Here is a 17722-nt window from a genome sequence, read left to right as displayed (position 1 = left end):
CGGTGACGGTACCGGTCGAAGCGTTCCACGCCAGCGAGAAGCTCGTGTTGGTGGTGGCCGTGACGCGGAAGTTGCTCGGCGCGCCCGGCACGCCCGGGTTCGTAGTGCCGCCGGAGCACGCGGCGCCGTTGAGCGTGCAGTTCGCCGGGTCGCCGCTGCCGGCCGCGATGAAGCCGAAGCTGGCGGTGGCGCCCGGGGCGAGGGTCCCGTTCCAACCCACGTTGGCGAAGGTGACGTGGCCGCTCGACCCGGTCCGGGTGGTGTCCCAGGACGAGGAGACGGAGGTACCGGACGGGAAGTCGACGGCCACCGTCCACCCGGTGATCGTCGCCGTCGTGCCGTTGGTGATCGTGTACTTGGCTTCGTAGCCGGTGCCCCAGCTGGACGTCTTCTGGAACACGGCGGTGGCGGGCGCCGCGAACGCCGGCGTCGCGGTGATGACGGTGGCCGCGGCCGTTACGAGGGCAGCCGCGATCACCCCGATTCGCAGTCTCACGATGGGTTCCTGCCTCGGGTAGAAGGGGGTTGGGGCGCCCTGGCTCGCACGTTACGCGAAGGTTTGTTAACAGTAAAGACGTCGATCAATAGAACTTCGCCCGGGCCCGCGGGCGGGCGGCGGTGGCATCCGTGGGTGAAAGCGGAATGAGCGGGCGGGCGGGGTCGGCCACGCTATGTGACGGTGGGCGCGACGTGGGGAGTTCGGCGGAACGGCCGCGGCGGGTGGTTTGCGGTTGCAGGATGAAGAGGGTGTGGAGGTGGGATGCCGGGAACGTTGCTCGTCATCGGTGGTGCGGAGAGCCACGACCCAGGCGATGACGCCATCCTCGAGCGGTTCGTGGCGCTGGCGGGTGGCAGCGACGCGCAGCTGGTGGTGATCGCCACCGCCTCCGAGGCACCCGCGCAGCGGGAGAAGGAGTACACCGAGGTCTTCCAGCGGCTCGGGGCCGACCGGGTGCTGCCGCTGCGGCTGGAGAGCCGCGAGGACGCCAACGGTGAGCTCGCCGTCGGGGCGATCGAACGGGCCACCGGCGTGTTCTTCACCGGGGGCGACCAGCTCCGGATCACCACCGCCATCGGCGGGTCCAAGGTCGACTCGGCGCTGCACGCGCGGCTGGCCGACGGGCTGGTCCTCGCCGGTACCAGTGCGGGCGCCGCGATGATGTCCAGCACCATGATCCTCGGGGGCAGCATCGCCTCCGTCTCCAGCGAGAGCGTGCGCACCGGGCCGGGGCTCGAGTTCCTGCCCGGCGTGCTCATCGACATGCACTTCGCCGAGCGCGGGCGGCTCAACCGGCTGCTCAGCGCCATCGCGATGTTTCCGCACGAGCTCGGGCTCGGCATCGACGAGAACACCGCCATTCTCGTCGACACCGAGGCGGACGGGGTCGTCTTCGAGGTGCTCGGGGGCGGCGCCGTCACCGTGATCGACGCCGGGCCCGCCAAGCGGATTACCTGCCCCGCCGCCGACAACCCGATCGCCCTCTGGGGCGTCCAGCTGCACGTCCTGCCGGCCGGTCACCGGTTCAACCTCACCGAGCGCATGCCCATGAAACGATCGGAAGAAGACCATGCGGATTGAGAGCAGCCGCCGTCTGCGGGGGCCGAACCGGTACCTCGCCCGCCCCGTCCAGATCACCCGCGTGCACCTCGAAGACCTCACCGAACGGGAGAGCTGCGACGTCCCGGGCTTCCCCGAGCGGCTGCTCGCGCTGCTGCCGGGGCTGGAGGAGCACCACTGCGCGGCCGGCGAGCCCGGCGGGTTCGTCAAGCGGCTGTACGGCGGGACGTACTTCGGGCACACCGCCGAGCACGTGAGCATCGAGCTGTCGAACCGGATCGGGCGCGCGGTCAACTTCGGCCGGACGGTGGGCACCCCCGACCCGCACGAGTACGACGTGATCACCGAGTGCCCGCTCGACGAGCCGCTCGACTCGGACCTGGCCGAGCGGCTCCTGGCGCTCGCCATCGACGTCGTGCACGCGGTGGTCGACGGCCGCGAGCCGGAGACGCACGAACCGCTCGACCGGCTGCACCGGCGGTACGAGCGGGAGAAGAGCGGGCCGAGCACCAACGCCATCGCCGAGGCGGCGCGCCGGCGCGGCATCCCCGTCGAGCGCATCGGCGAGCTCAGCCTGCTGCGCCTCGGGTACGGGCGGCACCGCCGGCTCGTCTGGGCCGCGCTCACCGACCAGACCTCGGCGATCGGCGTCGACATCGCCGCCGACAAGGAGCTGACCCGGCAGCTGCTCGGCGAGGCCGGCGTCCCGGTGCCGGCGGGCGGGCCGGCGGCCACCCCCGAGGAGGCGCTGGAGCTGTTCGCCGAGCTCGGTGCCCCGGTCGTGGTCAAACCCCGCGCCGGCCGCCAGGGGCAGCACGTGTTCCTGGGTCTTCAAGACGCGGATTCGGTACTGCGGGCATTCTCGGCCGCCACCGCCGACGGCGGGGACGCGGTCGTCGAGCGGCAGCTCGGCGGGCGTGACTACCGGGTGCTCACGGTGGAGGGCCGGATCGTCGCCGCCGCCGAGCGGGTCGCCGCCCACGTCGTCGGCGACGGCGTCACCGACATCGCGGGGCTGATCGAGCGGGCGAACGAGGACCCCCGCCGCGGCGACGGCCACGCCCGCCCGCTCACCCGGCTGGCCGTGGACGACGTGGCCCGCACGCTGCTGGACCGGCAGGGGCTGGCGCCGGCCGACGTGCCGGCCGCGGGGCGCACGGTGTGGCTGCGCGACAACGCCAACCTCTCCACCGGCGGTACCGCGGAAGACGTCACCCAGATCGTGCACCCCTCGGTCGCCGACCTGTGCCGCCGCGTCTCCGGCCTGGTCGGGCTGGACATCGCCGGGATCGACCTGCGGCTGCCCGCCATCGACGCGGAGCTCCCGCCGGCCGGCGCCGCCGGCATCGGCGGCGTCATCGAGGTCAACGCCGCCCCCGGCCTGCGCATGCATGCCGGCGCGCACGACGTGGGCGGGGCGGTCGTCGACGCGCTGTTCCCGGCCGGTACCCCGGCGCGGGTCCCGATCGTGTCGATCACCGGCACCAACGGCAAGACGACCGTGGCCCGGCTGACGGCGCACCTGCTCGCCGGGGCCGGCCTGCGGGTCGGCGTCACCACCACCGACGGCGTCGTGATCGGCGGGCGGACCGTGCAGCGGGCCGACGCGACCGGCCCCCGCTCGGCCCAGGTCGTGCTCGGCGACCCGACCGTGGACGCGGCGGTGCTGGAGACGGCCCGCGGCGGGCTGCTGCGGCAGGGCCTCGGCTACGACTGGAGCGACGTCGGCATCATCACCAACCTGGCGTCCGACCACCTCGGCCAGGACGGCATCGAGACCTTCGACGAGCTGGTGGACCTCAAGTCGATCGTGGCCGAGCGGGTGCGCGAGGGCGGCGCCGTCGTGCTCAACGCCGACGACCCGCGCAGCCAGGAGCTGGCGTTCCCGGGGCGGGAGATCATCTGGTGCAGCCTCGACCCGCGCAACGCCCTGGTCCGCCGGCACTGGGACACGGGCGGGCGGGCGTACCTGCTCGCCGACGGCTGGCTGGTCGAGCTGGCCGGCCGGCGCTGGGTGCCGCTGCTCGCCGTCGACGAGCTCGGCGGCGGGTTCGGCGGCGCCGCGCGGTACCTCGTCGCCAACGCCCTCGCAGCCGTCGCGGCCGCCCGCTGCCTGGGCGTGGCCGCCGCCCGGCTGGTCGAGCGGCTGCGCAGCTTCGGCGGCGCGGACAACCCGGGCCGCGGGACGCTGCTGCGAATCGGCGACATCCACGTCCTGGTCGACTACGCGCACAACCCCGCCGCCATCGAGGCCGTCAGCGACCTCGTCCAGCGGCTGTGGGGCGGCGACCGGGCCGTCGCGGCGGTGACCCTGCCCGGCGACCGGCGCGACGACCTGCTGCGCGAGTCGGCCCGGGTGGTCGGCACGCGGTTCCAGCGGGTGGTGCTCTACGAGGACGCCGACCGGCGGGGCCGCACACCGGGCGAGGTGCCGGCCATCGTCCGCGACGAGCTGCTGCGGGTCGCCCCGGCGACGACCCTCGCCGAGGTCGGCACCGCCGAGGAGGCGCTGCCGGCCGCGCTGGACCTGGCCCGGCCCGGCGACGTGGTGCTCTTCCTGTACGAGAAGATCGAACCGGTGCTCGCCCGGCTGGCCGCGCTCGGCGCCGTGCCCGCCGACGAAGCGGCCCGCAGCCCGGAGCCGATCGGGATGCTGGTGTGACGGACGTGCGCTCCCCGCCGAACCCGCGGGCCCGGCCGGCTTCGCGCTCAACGACACGGCGTGCCGCGAGTCGGTGGTCATCCTGCCGGGTGACGACGACGAAAGATCCGACAACTCGGGCGCGGACTCGGAGAACTCCGGGAAAGGGCCGGGCAAGAGCCCGAAAACACCGAAGCCGAGGAACCCGTGACCCGATTCGTAGCCTGATCGTCGGTTTGTTGGTTATGGCGTGCAACCTTCCCGACTGGTACACAAGTCTGATCCTGGTGACGCCATACCTCGTGGCGCCGCTTCCCCATAGGGTGTTGGGGTCGAAGGGTTGGAGGCGCCGTGCGGTTCGAAGTCAGCCGGGTCATGGACACGATCGAGCAGCGGCTGACGACCGACGTCACGCTCGCGCAGGCCGTCGTGGACCTGGCGGAGGTGGCCCGTTTCGTGGCCCTCGACGGCGGTCGCCCGATCAATCTCTTACGCCTCGGCATGGTGGTCGACGCCTTGAGTCGCTACCTGATCGACGCGGGCGCGATGCTGTACCCGGTGGCCGGGCGTGAGGTGCTCTCGGAGGCGGCGCTGACCTCCAAGGAGCGCATGGTCCTGGGCCGGTGGGCGGACGACGGCCTGATCGAGGTGACGCCCGTGGTGGCCGACCGGCCGGTGGAGATCGCCGACTTCACGGGGCTGCCGCTGATCGTCGTGCGCGACGTGCCGCAGTTCGCCACCCGCTTCCCCTGGCTGGTCGACAGCCCCGAACGGGTGCTTCGCCTGGTGCCCCGCGCGGGCGGCGCGGTGCTGACGCCGGGCGGTGAGCCGCCGCCGCCGAACGACGGGAAGGAGCGCCTGGTCGTCGTCGGCAAGGCCACTCTCCCGATCATCCCGCCGGAGCCGGACTCAGCCTCAGCCTCCACGAAGGCAGCGACGAACGTGGAGACGACGGCGGAGGGCGCCGCCGCTGCCGAGCCGGCCGCCGACACCGGGGCCGAGCCGGTCGACAAGCCGGCGGAGCCCGCGGACGAGACGAAGCCGGCAGCGGCCGCCGCCGAACCCGAGCCGCCCAAGGGTGGCCAGCCCGACGGACTGCAGTCGTTCACCGCTCGCGGCGCGCAGCGCTTCGGCCGCACGCGCGTCGTCCGGCGGCGCTTCACCCGGGCCGAGCCCAGCGGCGTCGGGGCCGCGCTCATGGCCCGCGAGTGGCAGTGCGGCGAGCCCGACTGCCCCGCGTTCGGGCGGTTCCGGCGCATCGGCCAGCCCGTCCCCCGCATGCGCGCCGGCGTCCCGGCCTGCCCACGCCACGGCGAGGCCGTCAAGGACGTCGGGCCGCGCCCGGCCGCCTTCGCGGTGGCGATCGTGGTCGAGGACCTCGCGCGGCGACGGTTCGTCGTCAGCCAGGACCACCCGATCGTGGTCGGGCGCGAGCCGGCCGACCCCGATGACGTCTCCGTCGGCGCGTGGCTGCACGAGGCGGCGGCCGCCTGGATCGCCAAGGAGCACGTCAAGCTGGCCGTCGATGGCGGGAAACTCGTCGTCACCGATACCAGCGACAACGGCACGGTGATCTGGAAGCGCTCGGCCCCCGACATCAAGGAGGAGACCGAGCGGCTCTACCGCAAGTCGTACCGGCTCGACGGCTGGGACTCGGTGGAGCTCTACACCGGCGTCGAGCTGGTCGTCGGCGACCACCGGCTGCAGACGATCGTCGGGTCCGAACCGGCGTCCGTCCTGCTCGATGCGCCGACCGTTGCCCTCCGCTTGGTCGACTGACAGGGCTGCGCCCGCGTCCTAGATTAGGCAATCGTGACGCTGGACGTGCCGGGCGTACGGCGGGTGACGCTCGTCGTCGATGTCGAGGCCTACAGCCTGCGCGACAACCGCGCCCAGGTCGAGCTGCAGCAGACGCTGCTGTGGACGCTGGAGCGCGCCTGCACGCGGGCCGGGGTCGGGGTGAAGCAGTGCCTGCGCCAGGACCGCGGCGACGGCCAGCTGGTCATCCTGCCGCCCGGCATCGACGAGAGTCGGCAGCTGCCGCTGCTGCTGCGGGGCACGCACGCCGCGCTGCACCGGGCCAACCAGGTGCCCGGGATCGCCGGCCGCATGCGCCTGCGGGCCGCCCTCAGCCAGGGGATCGTGCACCGGGCCGCGACCGGGTTCGTCGGGCGGTCGGTGGTGCACGCCTGCCGTCTTCTGGATTCTGCGGTACTGCATGAGGTCCTCGACGACCACGAGGACACCGACCTGGCCCTGATCGTCTCCGACGACCTCTACACCGACGTGTTCTCCCACGGCTACGGCGACACGGCGCCGGACGCATTCCAGCGGGTCGACGTGACGGTGCCGGCCAAGCGGTTCGCGGCGCCGGCCTGGGTCCACGTGCCGGGCCCGGCGACCGGCGCGGTCCTGCGCGAGGCGGAGCGGCTCCCGCCGCCGGGCCGCGGCCCGCGCACCGGCCCGGTGCTGGCCGCGTTCGCCGGCGCGGCGGCCGGCGCCGGCCTGGTCGAGGCCGCGATCACGGCGCTGAACTGGCCGGCGGACGACACCGCCGAGGACCCGGACGGGCACCACGACCACCACCACGACGACGACCCGTTCGACGACGTCTTCACCGACTACTCCGACTGGGACGACCCGGTCTACTGACCGCCGCTCGCCCCTCCCGCCGCGCGCCGCGACGGGCCTGGTGCGTGGGTCAGTCGGTCTCGGGGAGTTGGTCGGGGTGCAGCACCTTGGTCTCGTCGAGCGCGGGCGGCGCCGCGGGAGCGGTCGTGCCGCGCGCCTCCGCGAGGGCCTCGGCCAGGGCCGCGTTGATGCGCGAGCCGGCCCGCTTGAAGCCGAGTTCCTTGCGGGCCTCGTCGATGACCTGCTCCTCGGTGCGCAGCAGGGTGTCCGACTCGATCCAGCGGACCAGGTCGACGAGCAGCTCCCGCGGGTACTCGCCGATCGGCCGGCCCGGCAGCAGCGCGGGCCGCGGCAGCGAGCGCCCGTCCTCGACCGGCTCCGGCGCCGCCTGGGGCAGGTGCAGCACCACGGTCGGCTCGTCGGTGCGCTTGGCGTCGGCCGCGGCGACCGCCTCGTCGTAGGCGGCGCGGGCCCGGGACGTCTCCGCGACCGGGTCGGCGAACCAGTCCGTCGACCAGATCCGGTGGAACCGCCAGCCGAGCCGCTCCAGCTGCTCCTGCCGCAGCCGGTCGCGGTCGCGGGCGGTGTGCGAGGAGTGGTACTGCGCGCCGTCCGTCTCGATCGCCAGCACCATCTCGTCGGGGAGGTTCGGGTGGGCGGCCGCGAAGTCGATGAAGTACCCGGCCACGCCGAACTGCGGGGTCACCGGGACGCCGGCCTGCGTGAGCCGCTCCTTGACGTCCTGCTCGAACGCGGTGAGCGCCGGGCGGTCCACGCCCGCGGCGGCCAGCGAGGTGCCGCCCGACTCGGCGTACTCGAGGTACGAGCGCAGCAGCCGCACGCCGTCGGACGTGCTGCGGGCCGGGTCCATGTCGTGGGCGGTGAACGAGCTGACCAGCGTCATGCGGCGGCGGGCCCGGGTGACGGCGACGTTCAGCCGCCGCTCGCCGCCGGGCAGGAGCAGGGGGCCGAAGCGGTACAGCAGGCGCCCGGACGAGTTCTTGCCGTACCCGATCGACAGGATGATCGCGTCGCGCTCGTCGCCCTGCACGCGTTCGAGGTTCTTGACGAAGAACGGCTCGGTGGCCGTCTCGCTGAAGTATGCGTGCAGCTCCGGCCGGGCCGACAGCGCCTTGCGCAGCGCCAGGTCGATGCGTTCGGCGTGGGTGATGCCCATCGTGATCACGCCGAGGGAGTCGCCGGGGCGCAGCTGCGCGTGCTGGAGGACCAGCTCGACGACGCGCTGCACCTCGGCGTCGGCGCTCTCGCCGTCGCCGGCCCCGCCCGTTGCCTGATCGACGTGGACGTGCTCCAGCGAGCCGGCGCCGGCGACGCCCGGGAACGTCACGAGCGAGCGGTCGTAGATGTGCGCGTTGGAGAACCCGATCAGCCGGTCGTCCTGGCTGCGGTAGTGCCAGCGCAGCAGGTACGCCGGCAGCAGGGCGGTCAGCACGTCGAGGATCGACTCGTAGCCGGAGGTGAGCGACAGGTCGATCGAGCCGTCGGCGTTGACCCCGAGCGGGTCGGCGGCCGGCCCCTCCTCGGCGGCGGTGAAGAACGACGTGGGCGGCAGCTGGTGCTCGTCGCCGGCGACCACGACCTGCCGGGCCCGCAGCAGGGCCGGCACCGCGTCGGCCGGCGTGACCTGGCTGGCCTCGTCGAAGACGACGACGTCGAACAGGTTTGCCTCGGCGGGCAGCAGCTGCGAGACGACGAGCGGGCTCATCGCCCAGCACGGCCGCAGCGCGGTGAGCATGTGCGGCGCGGTCGCGAACAGCTGACGGATCGGCAGGTGCCGTCGCTTGAGGTTGGCCTGGTGCTCGACCAGCCGGCTCTCGTCGGGGTACTCGTCGCGGGCCCGCGTGATGTGCTCGGCCACGGCGCGCAGCACCCGGGTCGCGGTGGCGTCGATGTGCCGCCGGTCGGCGTCGCGGAACTCGGCGACCGTCCGCCCGTGCAGCGGCCCGTCGAAGGCGCCGATGCGCGGGTCGGTGAAGTTGAGGTGCTGGAGGATCGAGGCGTGCCAGCAGGCGTCGAAGACGGCGCCGGCGAGGTCGGCGTCGGGCCGGCGGGCGGCCAGGTCGGCGACCAGCGGTTCGAGGCCGAGCCGGTCGAACGCTGTCCTGAGTTCGTTGAGGCGCGGCACCCGGCGCAGCGTGCGCTCGTCGGCGGCCAGCGCGGCGACCGCCCGGCCGAGCTCGGCGACGCCCAGGGGCAGCCTCGGAACGTACTGCGCGAGCTGCCCGGCGGCCTGGTCGAGCTGGTCGAAGGCGACCCGGGCCCGGCCCAGCTCGGCCGGCAGCCGGGGCACCCCCCGGTCGACGACGGCGCGGGCCCACTGCTCGCGCTGGGCGAGGGCGGCGGTCAGGCCGTTGAACAGCTGCTCGCGGCTGGGCGTGCCGGGGCCGCGCCACAGCTCGGCGGCCTGCTTGCGCATCCGGCGGCGGGTGAGCCAGCCGGCGTCGGTGCCGGGCTGGCCGGCGTGCGCCTTGCGCCAGGCCCGGTCGGCGGCCGAGGCGATGTGCAGGGAGAGGTCGGCGCGGTACACGTCCTCGCGGAACTGGGCGAGCGTCGCCGCGACCGCGTCGAGGAAGCCGAACAGCTTTCGCCAGCCGTTGAGGTCGTTCGGCGCCCGCAGCCCGGTGCCGTCGCTGACGTACTGCAGGGCCGGCCGGGCGGCCGGGAGGAGCTGCTCGTTGATCCGCTCGGCCAGGTCGAACGCGGCCTCGGCGTCCTGCGGGGTGTGCACCGCGGCGCCGGCCCAGCCGGACTGCTGCTCGGTCATCGTGAACCCGCCGAGCGTCGCGTAGTCGCGCAGCTGCTCGCGGACCCGCCGGGCGGTCGCGGCGTCGAGCGCGGCGAGCACCGGCCCGCGCAGCCGGACGCCGGTCATCGGCCAGACCACCGACGACAGCGCCATCAGGGCGCTCTGGCTCTGGTACGCGCTGACCCCCCACGGCTCCCGCACCTGGTGCAGGGCGTCGTCGTGGTCGTTGAGCGCGGCCCGCCGGGCGGCCAGGGTCTCGTGCAGCACGACCAGGTCGGGCTGGGCGATCCGGGCGGCGGACTCGAAGGCTGCCTTGAGGTCGGCCGCGACCTTGCGCCGGGACGTGGTGCCGTCGTGCACGTCCATCACGAGCTGGCCCAGGCCGCGCCGGTTGAGCCGGTCGGTCACGGCGGTGATCGCGGCGCGCTTCTCGGCCACGAACAGCACCCGCTTGCCCCGGGCGACGAGGGACGCGATGAGGTTGGCGATGGTCTGGCTCTTGCCGGTCCCCGGCGGGCCCTTGATGACGCTGTGCTGCCCCGCCAGTACCGCATTGATGGCATAGTTCTGCGACGAGTCGGCGTCGAGCACCAGGAACTCGTCCTCGGGCGGGATCAGGTCCGGGTCCTTCAGGTCGATCCCGCCGACCGGCCGCAGCGCCGCCTGGGCCTCCCGGTCGCCGGCGATCGCCGCGATGACGTCGTGCCCGATCAGGGCCGGCGCGGCGACCCGCAGGTCGGTGACCATCGGCAGCTTCGCGTAGGAGAAGGTGCCGAGCACGAACCGGGGGCTGATCGCGAACCCGCGGACCCGCCCGGCCGCCTCCTTGGTGAGCCGCTCGTACAGCGGGAGCGGGTCGAACCCGGCCGAGTAGCTGACCAGCTCCTCGAGCTCGTCGGCGTCGACCCGGACCCCGAAGTCCTCCTCCAGCAGCTGCAGCAGCGTCGGGTTGAGCTCGAGGTCCCCCTGGAGGGTGAGCTCGAAGTCGTCCTCGGCGGCCCCGCGGGCGCGCAGCAGCCCCGAGCGCAGCAGCACGGGCGCCGAGGGCGCGGCCCCGCTGCCGGGCGCCGCCTGCCAGGTGGCGCTGCCGATGGCCGCGAAGCAGGTCTCGATGCCGCGCTCCTCGGCGAGCTCGCGAGCCTTGTTCCGGATGGTGCGGGCGCGCTTGATCGCGGCCGCGTGCTGGTCGCGGTCGGGGAACAGCTGGCCGAGCGGCAGGGTCCGCCCGCCGAGCAGCGCCTCGACGGCGACGCCCTCCGCCGCCGACAGGTCGAGCGTGCCGGCCCGGAGGTCACGGTAATAGAGCAGCGTGTTCCGCCCGCCGAGGTCGATCAGCTGTGACCGCCAGCGTCGGGCGGCCGCCTGCACGAGCTCCGCTCGGGAGTCGCCGGTCGTGGTGTACTCCACGGCTGGAGGGTAGCGCCATTCCACCCGTTCGTGCATACGCTGAGCGGCTTCTCCGCATACTCGACACGTCCGAGGGTGTCATTAGGCTTGAGCGGTGGAGGCGTATCGGCGGTGGCTGGCCGGCGGGTCGGCCGTGCTGGCGGCCGCCGGGGCGAGTGGGCTGGCGATCTCCGTCGCCGGGTCCGAGCCGTTCCGCTACGTCAGCGAGTCCGGGGTCACCGGTGCGCCGCACGCCGGGCTGTACCGGGCCGGCATGATCCTGCTCGCCGCGTCGATCGCCCTGCTCAGCGTGCCCGCGTGGTGGACCGCCCGGGCCACCGGGCTGCCGGTCGTCGGGCAGTGGGGGGTGCTCGGCGGGCTCGCGCTCGCCACCGCCGCGCCGCTGGCCGGGGTCGCCGGCGTCGTCACCTGCAGTCCCGGGTGTCCGCTGCCGCCGTACGAGACGCCGACCGTGCGGGATCTCATCCACGCCGGCGGGGCGATCGGGGCGCTGCTGCTCATCGCGCTGGTGATCCTGGTCTACGCGCTCCAGCCGGACCCCGGGCCGCTGCGGCGCGCCGGGCGGCTCGCCGTCCTGCTCGCCTACCCGCCGCTGATCCTCTCGGCGATCGGGATCGTGTTCGCCGGGCGGGGGCTGTTCACCGGGCTCATGGAGCGGGCCGCGCTCGTCGCCGTGTCGGCGTGGCTCGTCGCCACCGCGGCGCTGCACCTGCGGCGGAAGCCGTGACGCGGACCGTCGTGGTCACCGGGGGCAGCGCCGGGATCGGGCTGGCCGCGGCCCACGCGCTCGCCGAACACGGCGACCGGGTGATCCTGCTCGGGCGCCACGAGCAGCGGCTGCGGGCGGCCAGGGACAGCGTGGGCGCGGCCGCCGCGATCCGGGCCGACTTCGCCGACCTCGACGCGGTCCGCCGGGCCGCCGACCAGATCGACGAGCCGGTCGACGTGCTGGTCAACAATGCCGGCGGGCTGTACGGCGGGTCCACGGCGATCCGGGTCAACCACCTCGCCGGGTTCCTGCTCGCCCACCGGCTGCTCGACCGGTTCACCGCGCAGGCCCGGATCGTCACCACCGCATCGCTCGCCGAGGCCTGGGGCGTGCTGGACGTGGATGATCCGCTGCGCACGACGCGGAGCCGCTGGCTGGCGTACGGCGGGTCGAAGCAGGCCAACCTGCTGTTCACGCGCGAGGCCGCGCGGAGGTGGACGGGGCGGGGCATCCTGGCCGTGGCGTTCTTCCCGGGGCTGGTGCGCAGCCGGTTCGCCGGCACCAGCCCGCTGTTCATGCTGGGCAAGCCGCTGTACGTCGCGCCGCGCCGGGCCGCCGACACGCTCGTCTGGCTGGCGACCGCGCCGCCCGGGGCGTTGACCCCGGGCGGGTACTACTTCATGCGGCAGCCGTTCTTCGCGACACCCCGGTCGACCAGTGCCGACCGGGCGCGCCGGCTGTGGGCGGCGTCCCTAGCCGCCGTCGGGGAGCGGGATCTCGCGCCAGAGTGCTGACCGGCCGGGGTTGGCGGTGAAGTCGTAGCGGACGCCGGCCTCGCCGATGGCGACGAGGGCGGCCGAGCCGGAGCCGTACTCCAGGCCGTCGATCTCCTTGCGGATGAGCAGCGGGCGGGGCGCGGCGCCGGTGAAGTCGCCGCCCGACAGCAGCCCGACCCAGTCGCCCCACGCCTCGGCGGTGGGCAGTCCGGGCTTCGGGTCGGGGGTGCCGGCCGCACGCAGCGGGGCGAAGTCGTTGACGTCGAGGCCCTGGTTCACGATCACGTGGTCGCCGGGCGCGAGCAGCCGCCGCTCGACCGACGTGCCGTTCCAGGAGATCAGCGCGACCTCCTCGGGCTCGGCCAGGAGCAGATGGAACGCGTCGAACGTGCGCAGGACGTCGTCGGCCGGCACCGCGCCCAGGGGCAGCGCGCCGCGGGTCGGCCGGTCGCCCAGCGGTGGCAGGTGGGGGAAGCCGTTGAGCAGCGCGTTCACCCCGGGGCGGTGCGGGTCGACGGCGAGCCAGGTGCCGCCGCCCGTGCTGTCACGGCCGCCGAAGCGGCCGGGCCAGTGCTCGGCGGGCGGTTCCCAGGGGCGGGCCAGGTACTCGTCGCGGACGGCGGCCAGCAGAACCGGCCATGGGCTGTCGGGGTCGAACCGGAGGAGCACGGTGCACATGGAGGAACGTTAAGCCCCGCCGAACGAGGGGACTCGGGCGGTCAGCCATTCCGCGAACTCGTCGGCCGGCCGGGGCTTCGATCAGCGCGGGCGGGCGGGGACGGCGGAGAGCCCGCGGCCTCGGCAGGAGCGCGGGCTCTCCCTTTCCCGGGGGTGCGGGTCAGGTGGTCAGGTCGTAGACCGTGGTGTTGCCGACCGTCTGGGCCGTGTAGTTCGCCGCCACCCACTCGGCGATCTCGGCGCTCACGCTGCTGCCGCCGTTGCTCTGGCCGCCGAAGCCCGCCCCGCCGATGAAGTAGTGGATCCTGCCCTCCTTGACGTACTGCTGGAAGGTCGCCAGCGACGGGGCCGGGTCGCTGCCGTTGAAGCCGCCGATGGCCATCACCGGCTCCTCGGTCGCCAACTGGTAGCCGCTGGCGTTGTTCGAGCCGACCGCGGCGGCGATCCAGGTGTACTGGCCGGCATTGGTCTTGAGGAGCGTGACGAGCTCCGCGCCGGGGGTCGTGGCGTTGAGCAGCCCGCCCATGCCGCCGCCACCGCCACCGCCGCGCATGCCGCCGCCCGTCGTGCCGTTGGTGCCGCCGGTGCCGTTCGTGCCGCCCGGGAAACCGCCGCCGCCGGGGAAGCCGCCGTTGAAGCCACCACCGCGGCCGCCGAACCCACCGCCCGCCACCGCCGGGCCGGCGGTCACGATCGAGCCGGTGTGCGGGGTGGCGACCGTGTTCAGCGTGTACGCCACCGGGCCGCCCAGCACCGCGAACAGCGCCGCCGCCGCGGCGACCAGGCCCAGCCGCCGGCCCAGCTGCTCGCCGAGCATGATGCCGACCGCGCCGAGCAGGCCCGTCACCAGGACCGCGACCCGCAGCCAGGGGTGGAAGTCGGCGCTGCGGTTGAGCAGGACGAAGGCCCAGACCGCGGTGATGACGACCGTGCCGGCCAGGGTCAGCAGCGCGAAGAGGTCGGCCCGGCGGCGCCACAGCGTCGCGGTACCCATGCCGATCAGGGCGCCGATCGCGGGGGCCAGGGCGACCGTGTAGTAGTCGTGGAAGATGCCCTGCATGTAGCTGAAGACGACCGTGGTGACGACCAGCCAGCCGCCCCAGAGGACGTACGCGGCCTTGCGGGTGGACCAGACCAGGCCCGCGGCCAGGAAGATCAACGCCGCCGGGAGCAGCCACGCGGCCTGCCCGCCGGCCTGGCCGTCGAAGAGCCGCGACCAGCCCGTCTCGCCCCAGCCGCCACCCTGGCCGCCGCCCACGCTGCCGGTCTCGTTCCCGGTCAGGCGGCCGAATCCGTTGTACCCCAGGGTCAGCTCGAGGATCGAGTTGTTCTGCGAGCCGCCGATGTACGGCCGCCAGGACGCCGGCGTCAGCTCGACGACCGCGACCCACCAGCCGGCCGACACGACCAGCGCGGCGCCCGCGATGAGCAGCTGGACCAGCCGGCGGCCCCAGCCGGTGGGTGCGAACAGTACATACGCCAGGGCGAAGGCGGGCACCACGAGCAGCGCCTGGAGCATCTTGGTGAGGAACCCGAACCCGACGGCCGACGCGGCGAACACCAGCCACCAGGTGCTGCCCCGCTCGAGTGCCCGCACCATCCCGTACACGCCGGCGACCAGCAGCAGCATCAGCAGCGCGTCGGGGTTGTTGAAGCGGAACATCAGCGCGGCGATCGGCGTCGTCGCCAGTACCACTCCGGCCAGAAGACCCGCCACGGGCCCGTGCCAGCGGCGGACGGCCAGGTAGAGCAGCCAGACGGTCGCCACGCCGATGAGCGCCTGCGGGGCCAGGATGCTCCACGAGCTGAGCCCGAAGATCCGCACGGCCAGCCCGGTGATCCAGAGGGCGGCCGGGGTCTTGTCGACGGTGATGAAGTTCGACGCGTCGGAGGAGCCGAAGAACCACGCTTCCCAGCTCTCGCCGCCGGCCTGGGACGCCGCCGCGTAGAACGCGTTGCCCCAGCCGGACGCGGAGAGGTTCCAGAGGTACAGGACGCCGGTCGCGAGCAGCAGGAGCGCGAGCGCCGGGCGGACCCAGACCGGGTCGGCAGGCTTGCCGGCGGGCGGGTGCTGGACGGGCACCGCGGCCGGAGGGGTCAGCGTGGTCGTCATGGTGCCTACGGTGCGGGCCGACCCTGTCCGGACCTTGCGGGCAAGCTGTGCTCCGGCTGGGAACGCTACTGCAGGTCGAAGAGCATGCAGGTCGACGTGGCGTGAGCCACGAGCGCGCCGCGGGCGTCGGTGATCTGCGACTGGGCCAGCGCGGTGCGGCGCCCCTTCGAGATCACGGTCCCCTCGCAGGTGAGCAGCCCGGACGCGATGGCCGCCGGCCGCAGGAACTTGGTCGTGAGGTCGAGGGAGGTGTACCCCACGCCGGCCGGGAGGGTCGAGTGGACCGCGCAGGCCGCGGCGGTGTCCAGCAGGGTGGCCAGGACGCCGCCGTGGACGCTGCCGAGGGGGTTGTAGTGGAACTCCTGCGGCTCCAGCGTGACGACCACCCGCCCGTGCTCGGCCTCCAGCCGGCCGGAGCCGAGCAGGTGCATGATGGGTGGCGCGGGCAGCTCGCCGCGCCCCATGGCCTGCAGCAGCTCGAGCCCGCTGCGCCGCCCCAGCTCGGCCGCGTTGAGCATCGGGTCGGACCACTCGAAGGTACGGCTGCGAACCTCGCCCTGAGTCTGCGTCATAGACGCAGGGTCTAGGCTGGCGCTGGATCTGTCAACCAGACCCAGCCACGGGATAGCCTGGAAAAATGAGACCTGCAGCACTCGAATGGTCGGTCGACAACTGCACGATCGGCCGCGCGATGGCCATCCTCGGCGAACGCTGGACGGTCGTGGTGCTGCGCGAGGTCTTCAACGGCGTCTTCCGCTTCGACGACATGCGCGAGCGCACGGGCATCCCCCGCCAGGTCCTGACGAACCGCCTCAACCTGCTCGTCGACAACGGCGTGCTGCGCAAGGTGCCGTACCGGGAGCCGGGCTCGCGGGCCCGCGACGAGTACCGCCTGACGGAGAAGGGCTTCGACCTCTATCCCCTGCTCGTGGCGGTGCGCGAGTGGGGCGACCGCTACTTGGCGGACCCGGGCGGCCCGCCGCTGCAGACGGTCCACCGCGACTGCGGCGCGACGGTCCACGCCACGCTGTCGTGTGAGCAGGGCCACACGGACCTGCCGCCCCGCGACGTCCTCCCCCAGCCCGGCCCGGGCGCCCGGAAGCGCACCCCGGCCGCCTGAAGCAGGCGTTCACAGGGTGGGCACAGGTTCGGCACAAGGTGCCGGAAGGTCGCCCGCCGACCTTGGACGCCATGAGCACAGAGACCCTCGCGCGGCCGGTGGCTATCGGGGCGAGCCGGACCGCCGCCGTCCTTGACGTCGTCGTCCCCGTCTACAACGAGGAGCGCGATCTCGGGCCCTGCGTCCGGCGGCTGCACGCGCACCTGACGGAGACCTTCCCGTACCCCTTTCGGATCACCGTGGCCGACAACGCCAGCACGGACGGGACGCTCCAGGTCGCCGCCGAGCTCAAACGGATGCTCCCCGGGGTCGAGGTCCTGCACCTCACCGAGAAGGGGCGGGGGCGGGCGCTCAAGCGGGCCTGGACGGAGTCGGACGCGCCCGTACTCGCGTACATGGACGTCGATCTCAGCACCGATCTCAACGCGCTGCTGCCGCTCGTGGCGCCGCTGCTGTCGGGGCACTCCGACGTGTCCATCGGTACCCGGCTTGCGCGCAGCTCGCGGGTCGTGCGCGGGCCCAAGCGGCAGTTCATCTCGCGCAGCTACAACCTGCTGCTGCGCGGCGCCCTGCGGGTCGGGTTCTCCGACGCGCAGTGCGGGTTCAAGGCCATCCGCAAGGACGTCGCCGAGCAGCTGCTGCCGCTCGTCGAGGATACCGGCTGGTTCTTCGACACCGAGGTGCTCGTGCTCGCCCAGCGGGCCGGCCTGCGCATCCACGAGGTGCCGGTCGACTGGATCGACGACCCCGACAGCCGGGTCGACATCGTGGCGACCGCGGTCGCCGACCTGAAGGGCATCGCCCGGCTCGGGCGCGGGCTGCTCAACGGGACGCTGCCGCTGCAGGCCCTGCGCAGCAGGTTCGGGCGGGAGCCGCTCGTCGCCGCGGGGGTGCCGGCCGGCATGCCGCGGCAGCTGGTGCGGTTCGCCGCCGTCGGGGTCGCGTCCACGATCGCCTACCTGCTGCTCTTCGCCCTCATCAGGCCCGCGGTCGGCGCGCAGGCGGCCAACTTCGTGGCGCTGCTCGCTACCGCGATCGGCAACACCGCGCTCAACCGGCGGCTCACGTTCGCCGTCCGCGGTACCGACCAGGCGGTGAAGCACCAGGTGCAGGGGCTGCTGCTCTTCCTGCTCGGGCTCGCCGTGACCTCCGGGTCGCTGGCCGCGCTGAACGCCGTCGCGCCCGCGCACGAGCATGTGCTGGAGCTGGCGGTACTGGTGGCGGCCAATCTCGCCGCGACCGTCCTGCGATTCGTGCTGATGCGAGTGTGGGTGTTCCGCCAGTACGAGAGCGTCAACAGCGGTGAAAGCGGAACCTAGGTC

At 73.7% G+C, this 17722-nt stretch carries 13 protein-coding genes; 8 read left to right on the top strand and 5 right to left on the bottom strand.

The window, feature by feature from the left end; genetic code table 11:
* Nucleotides 1-496: cellulose binding domain-containing protein (locus ABZS66_RS17365; protein ID WP_354758643.1), on the bottom strand; the 496-nt coding region annotated here is incomplete at its 3' end.
* 264 nt (nt 497-760) lie between these two features.
* Between ABZS66_RS17365 and ABZS66_RS17360 the strand changes: the two genes are divergently transcribed.
* From ABZS66_RS17360 to ABZS66_RS17345, 4 genes are all read left to right on the top strand, one after another.
* On the top strand, nt 761-1579 hold the full coding sequence (locus tag ABZS66_RS17360) for a cyanophycinase (protein ID WP_354758641.1): 819 nt from the start codon (nt 761-763) through the stop codon (nt 1577-1579).
* The gene (gene cphA / locus ABZS66_RS17355) at nt 1569-4220 is read left to right on the top strand and encodes a cyanophycin synthetase (RefSeq protein ID WP_354758639.1); all 2652 of its coding nucleotides are present in this window, start codon (nt 1569-1571) and stop codon (nt 4218-4220) included. The genes ABZS66_RS17360 and cphA overlap by 11 nt, the downstream gene beginning before the upstream one ends.
* Before the next feature lie 330 nt (nt 4221-4550).
* A complete protein-coding gene (locus ABZS66_RS17350; protein WP_354758637.1) occupies nt 4551-5978 on the top strand; it encodes a hypothetical protein in 1428 nt (475 codons plus the stop codon).
* A 33-nt stretch (nt 5979-6011) separates the two neighbouring features.
* Nucleotides 6012-6851 (top strand): hypothetical protein, encoded by an 840-nt coding sequence (locus tag ABZS66_RS17345; RefSeq protein ID WP_354758635.1) that lies wholly within the window; start codon nt 6012-6014, stop codon nt 6849-6851.
* 49 nt (nt 6852-6900) lie between these two features.
* On the opposite strand, the gene ABZS66_RS17340 is transcribed toward ABZS66_RS17345, so the two are convergent.
* Complete coding sequence (locus ABZS66_RS17340; RefSeq protein WP_354758633.1) at nt 6901-11004, bottom strand: AAA domain-containing protein; 4104 nt, start codon at nt 11002-11004, stop codon at nt 6901-6903.
* Nucleotides 11005-11098: 94 nt separating this feature from the next.
* Between ABZS66_RS17340 and ABZS66_RS17335 the strand changes: the two genes are divergently transcribed.
* Nucleotides 11099-11731, top strand: coding sequence for a DUF998 domain-containing protein (locus ABZS66_RS17335; RefSeq protein WP_354758631.1), 633 nt, complete (start codon nt 11099-11101; stop codon nt 11729-11731).
* The gene (locus ABZS66_RS17330) at nt 11728-12507 is read left to right on the top strand and encodes an SDR family NAD(P)-dependent oxidoreductase (protein ID WP_354758629.1); all 780 of its coding nucleotides are present in this window, start codon (nt 11728-11730) and stop codon (nt 12505-12507) included. The genes ABZS66_RS17335 and ABZS66_RS17330 overlap by 4 nt, the downstream gene beginning before the upstream one ends.
* Here the strand turns inward: ABZS66_RS17330 and ABZS66_RS17325 are convergent.
* From ABZS66_RS17325 to ABZS66_RS17315, 3 genes are all read right to left on the bottom strand, one after another.
* Nucleotides 12466-13167: an NRDE family protein gene (locus ABZS66_RS17325; RefSeq protein ID WP_354758627.1), complete on the bottom strand. Its 702-nt coding sequence runs from the start codon at nt 13165-13167 to the stop codon at nt 12466-12468. The two genes, ABZS66_RS17330 and ABZS66_RS17325, sit on opposite strands and share 42 nt — an antisense overlap.
* Before the next feature lie 160 nt (nt 13168-13327).
* On the bottom strand, nt 13328-15280 hold the full coding sequence (locus tag ABZS66_RS17320; RefSeq protein WP_354758625.1) for a glycosyltransferase family 39 protein: 1953 nt from the start codon (nt 15278-15280) through the stop codon (nt 13328-13330).
* 65 nt (nt 15281-15345) lie between these two features.
* Nucleotides 15346-15852, bottom strand: coding sequence for a PaaI family thioesterase (locus ABZS66_RS17315; RefSeq protein ID WP_354758623.1), 507 nt, complete (start codon nt 15850-15852; stop codon nt 15346-15348).
* 65 nt (nt 15853-15917) lie between these two features.
* Here ABZS66_RS17315 and ABZS66_RS17310 point away from each other — a divergent pair, with 65 nt between their 5' ends.
* Nucleotides 15918-16400, top strand: coding sequence for a helix-turn-helix domain-containing protein (locus ABZS66_RS17310; RefSeq protein WP_354758621.1), 483 nt, complete (start codon nt 15918-15920; stop codon nt 16398-16400).
* Between the two features lie 71 nt (nt 16401-16471).
* Complete coding sequence (locus ABZS66_RS17305; RefSeq protein ID WP_354758619.1) at nt 16472-17719, top strand: glycosyltransferase; 1248 nt, start codon at nt 16472-16474, stop codon at nt 17717-17719.
* Nucleotides 17720-17722 lie beyond the last annotated feature (3 nt).

Origin of the sequence: Dactylosporangium sp. NPDC005572, from assembly GCF_040605515.1 — a bacterium.
Lineage (GTDB): Bacteria > Actinomycetota > Actinomycetes > Mycobacteriales > Micromonosporaceae > Dactylosporangium.
This window is presented reverse-complemented; position numbering and strand designations above follow the sequence as displayed.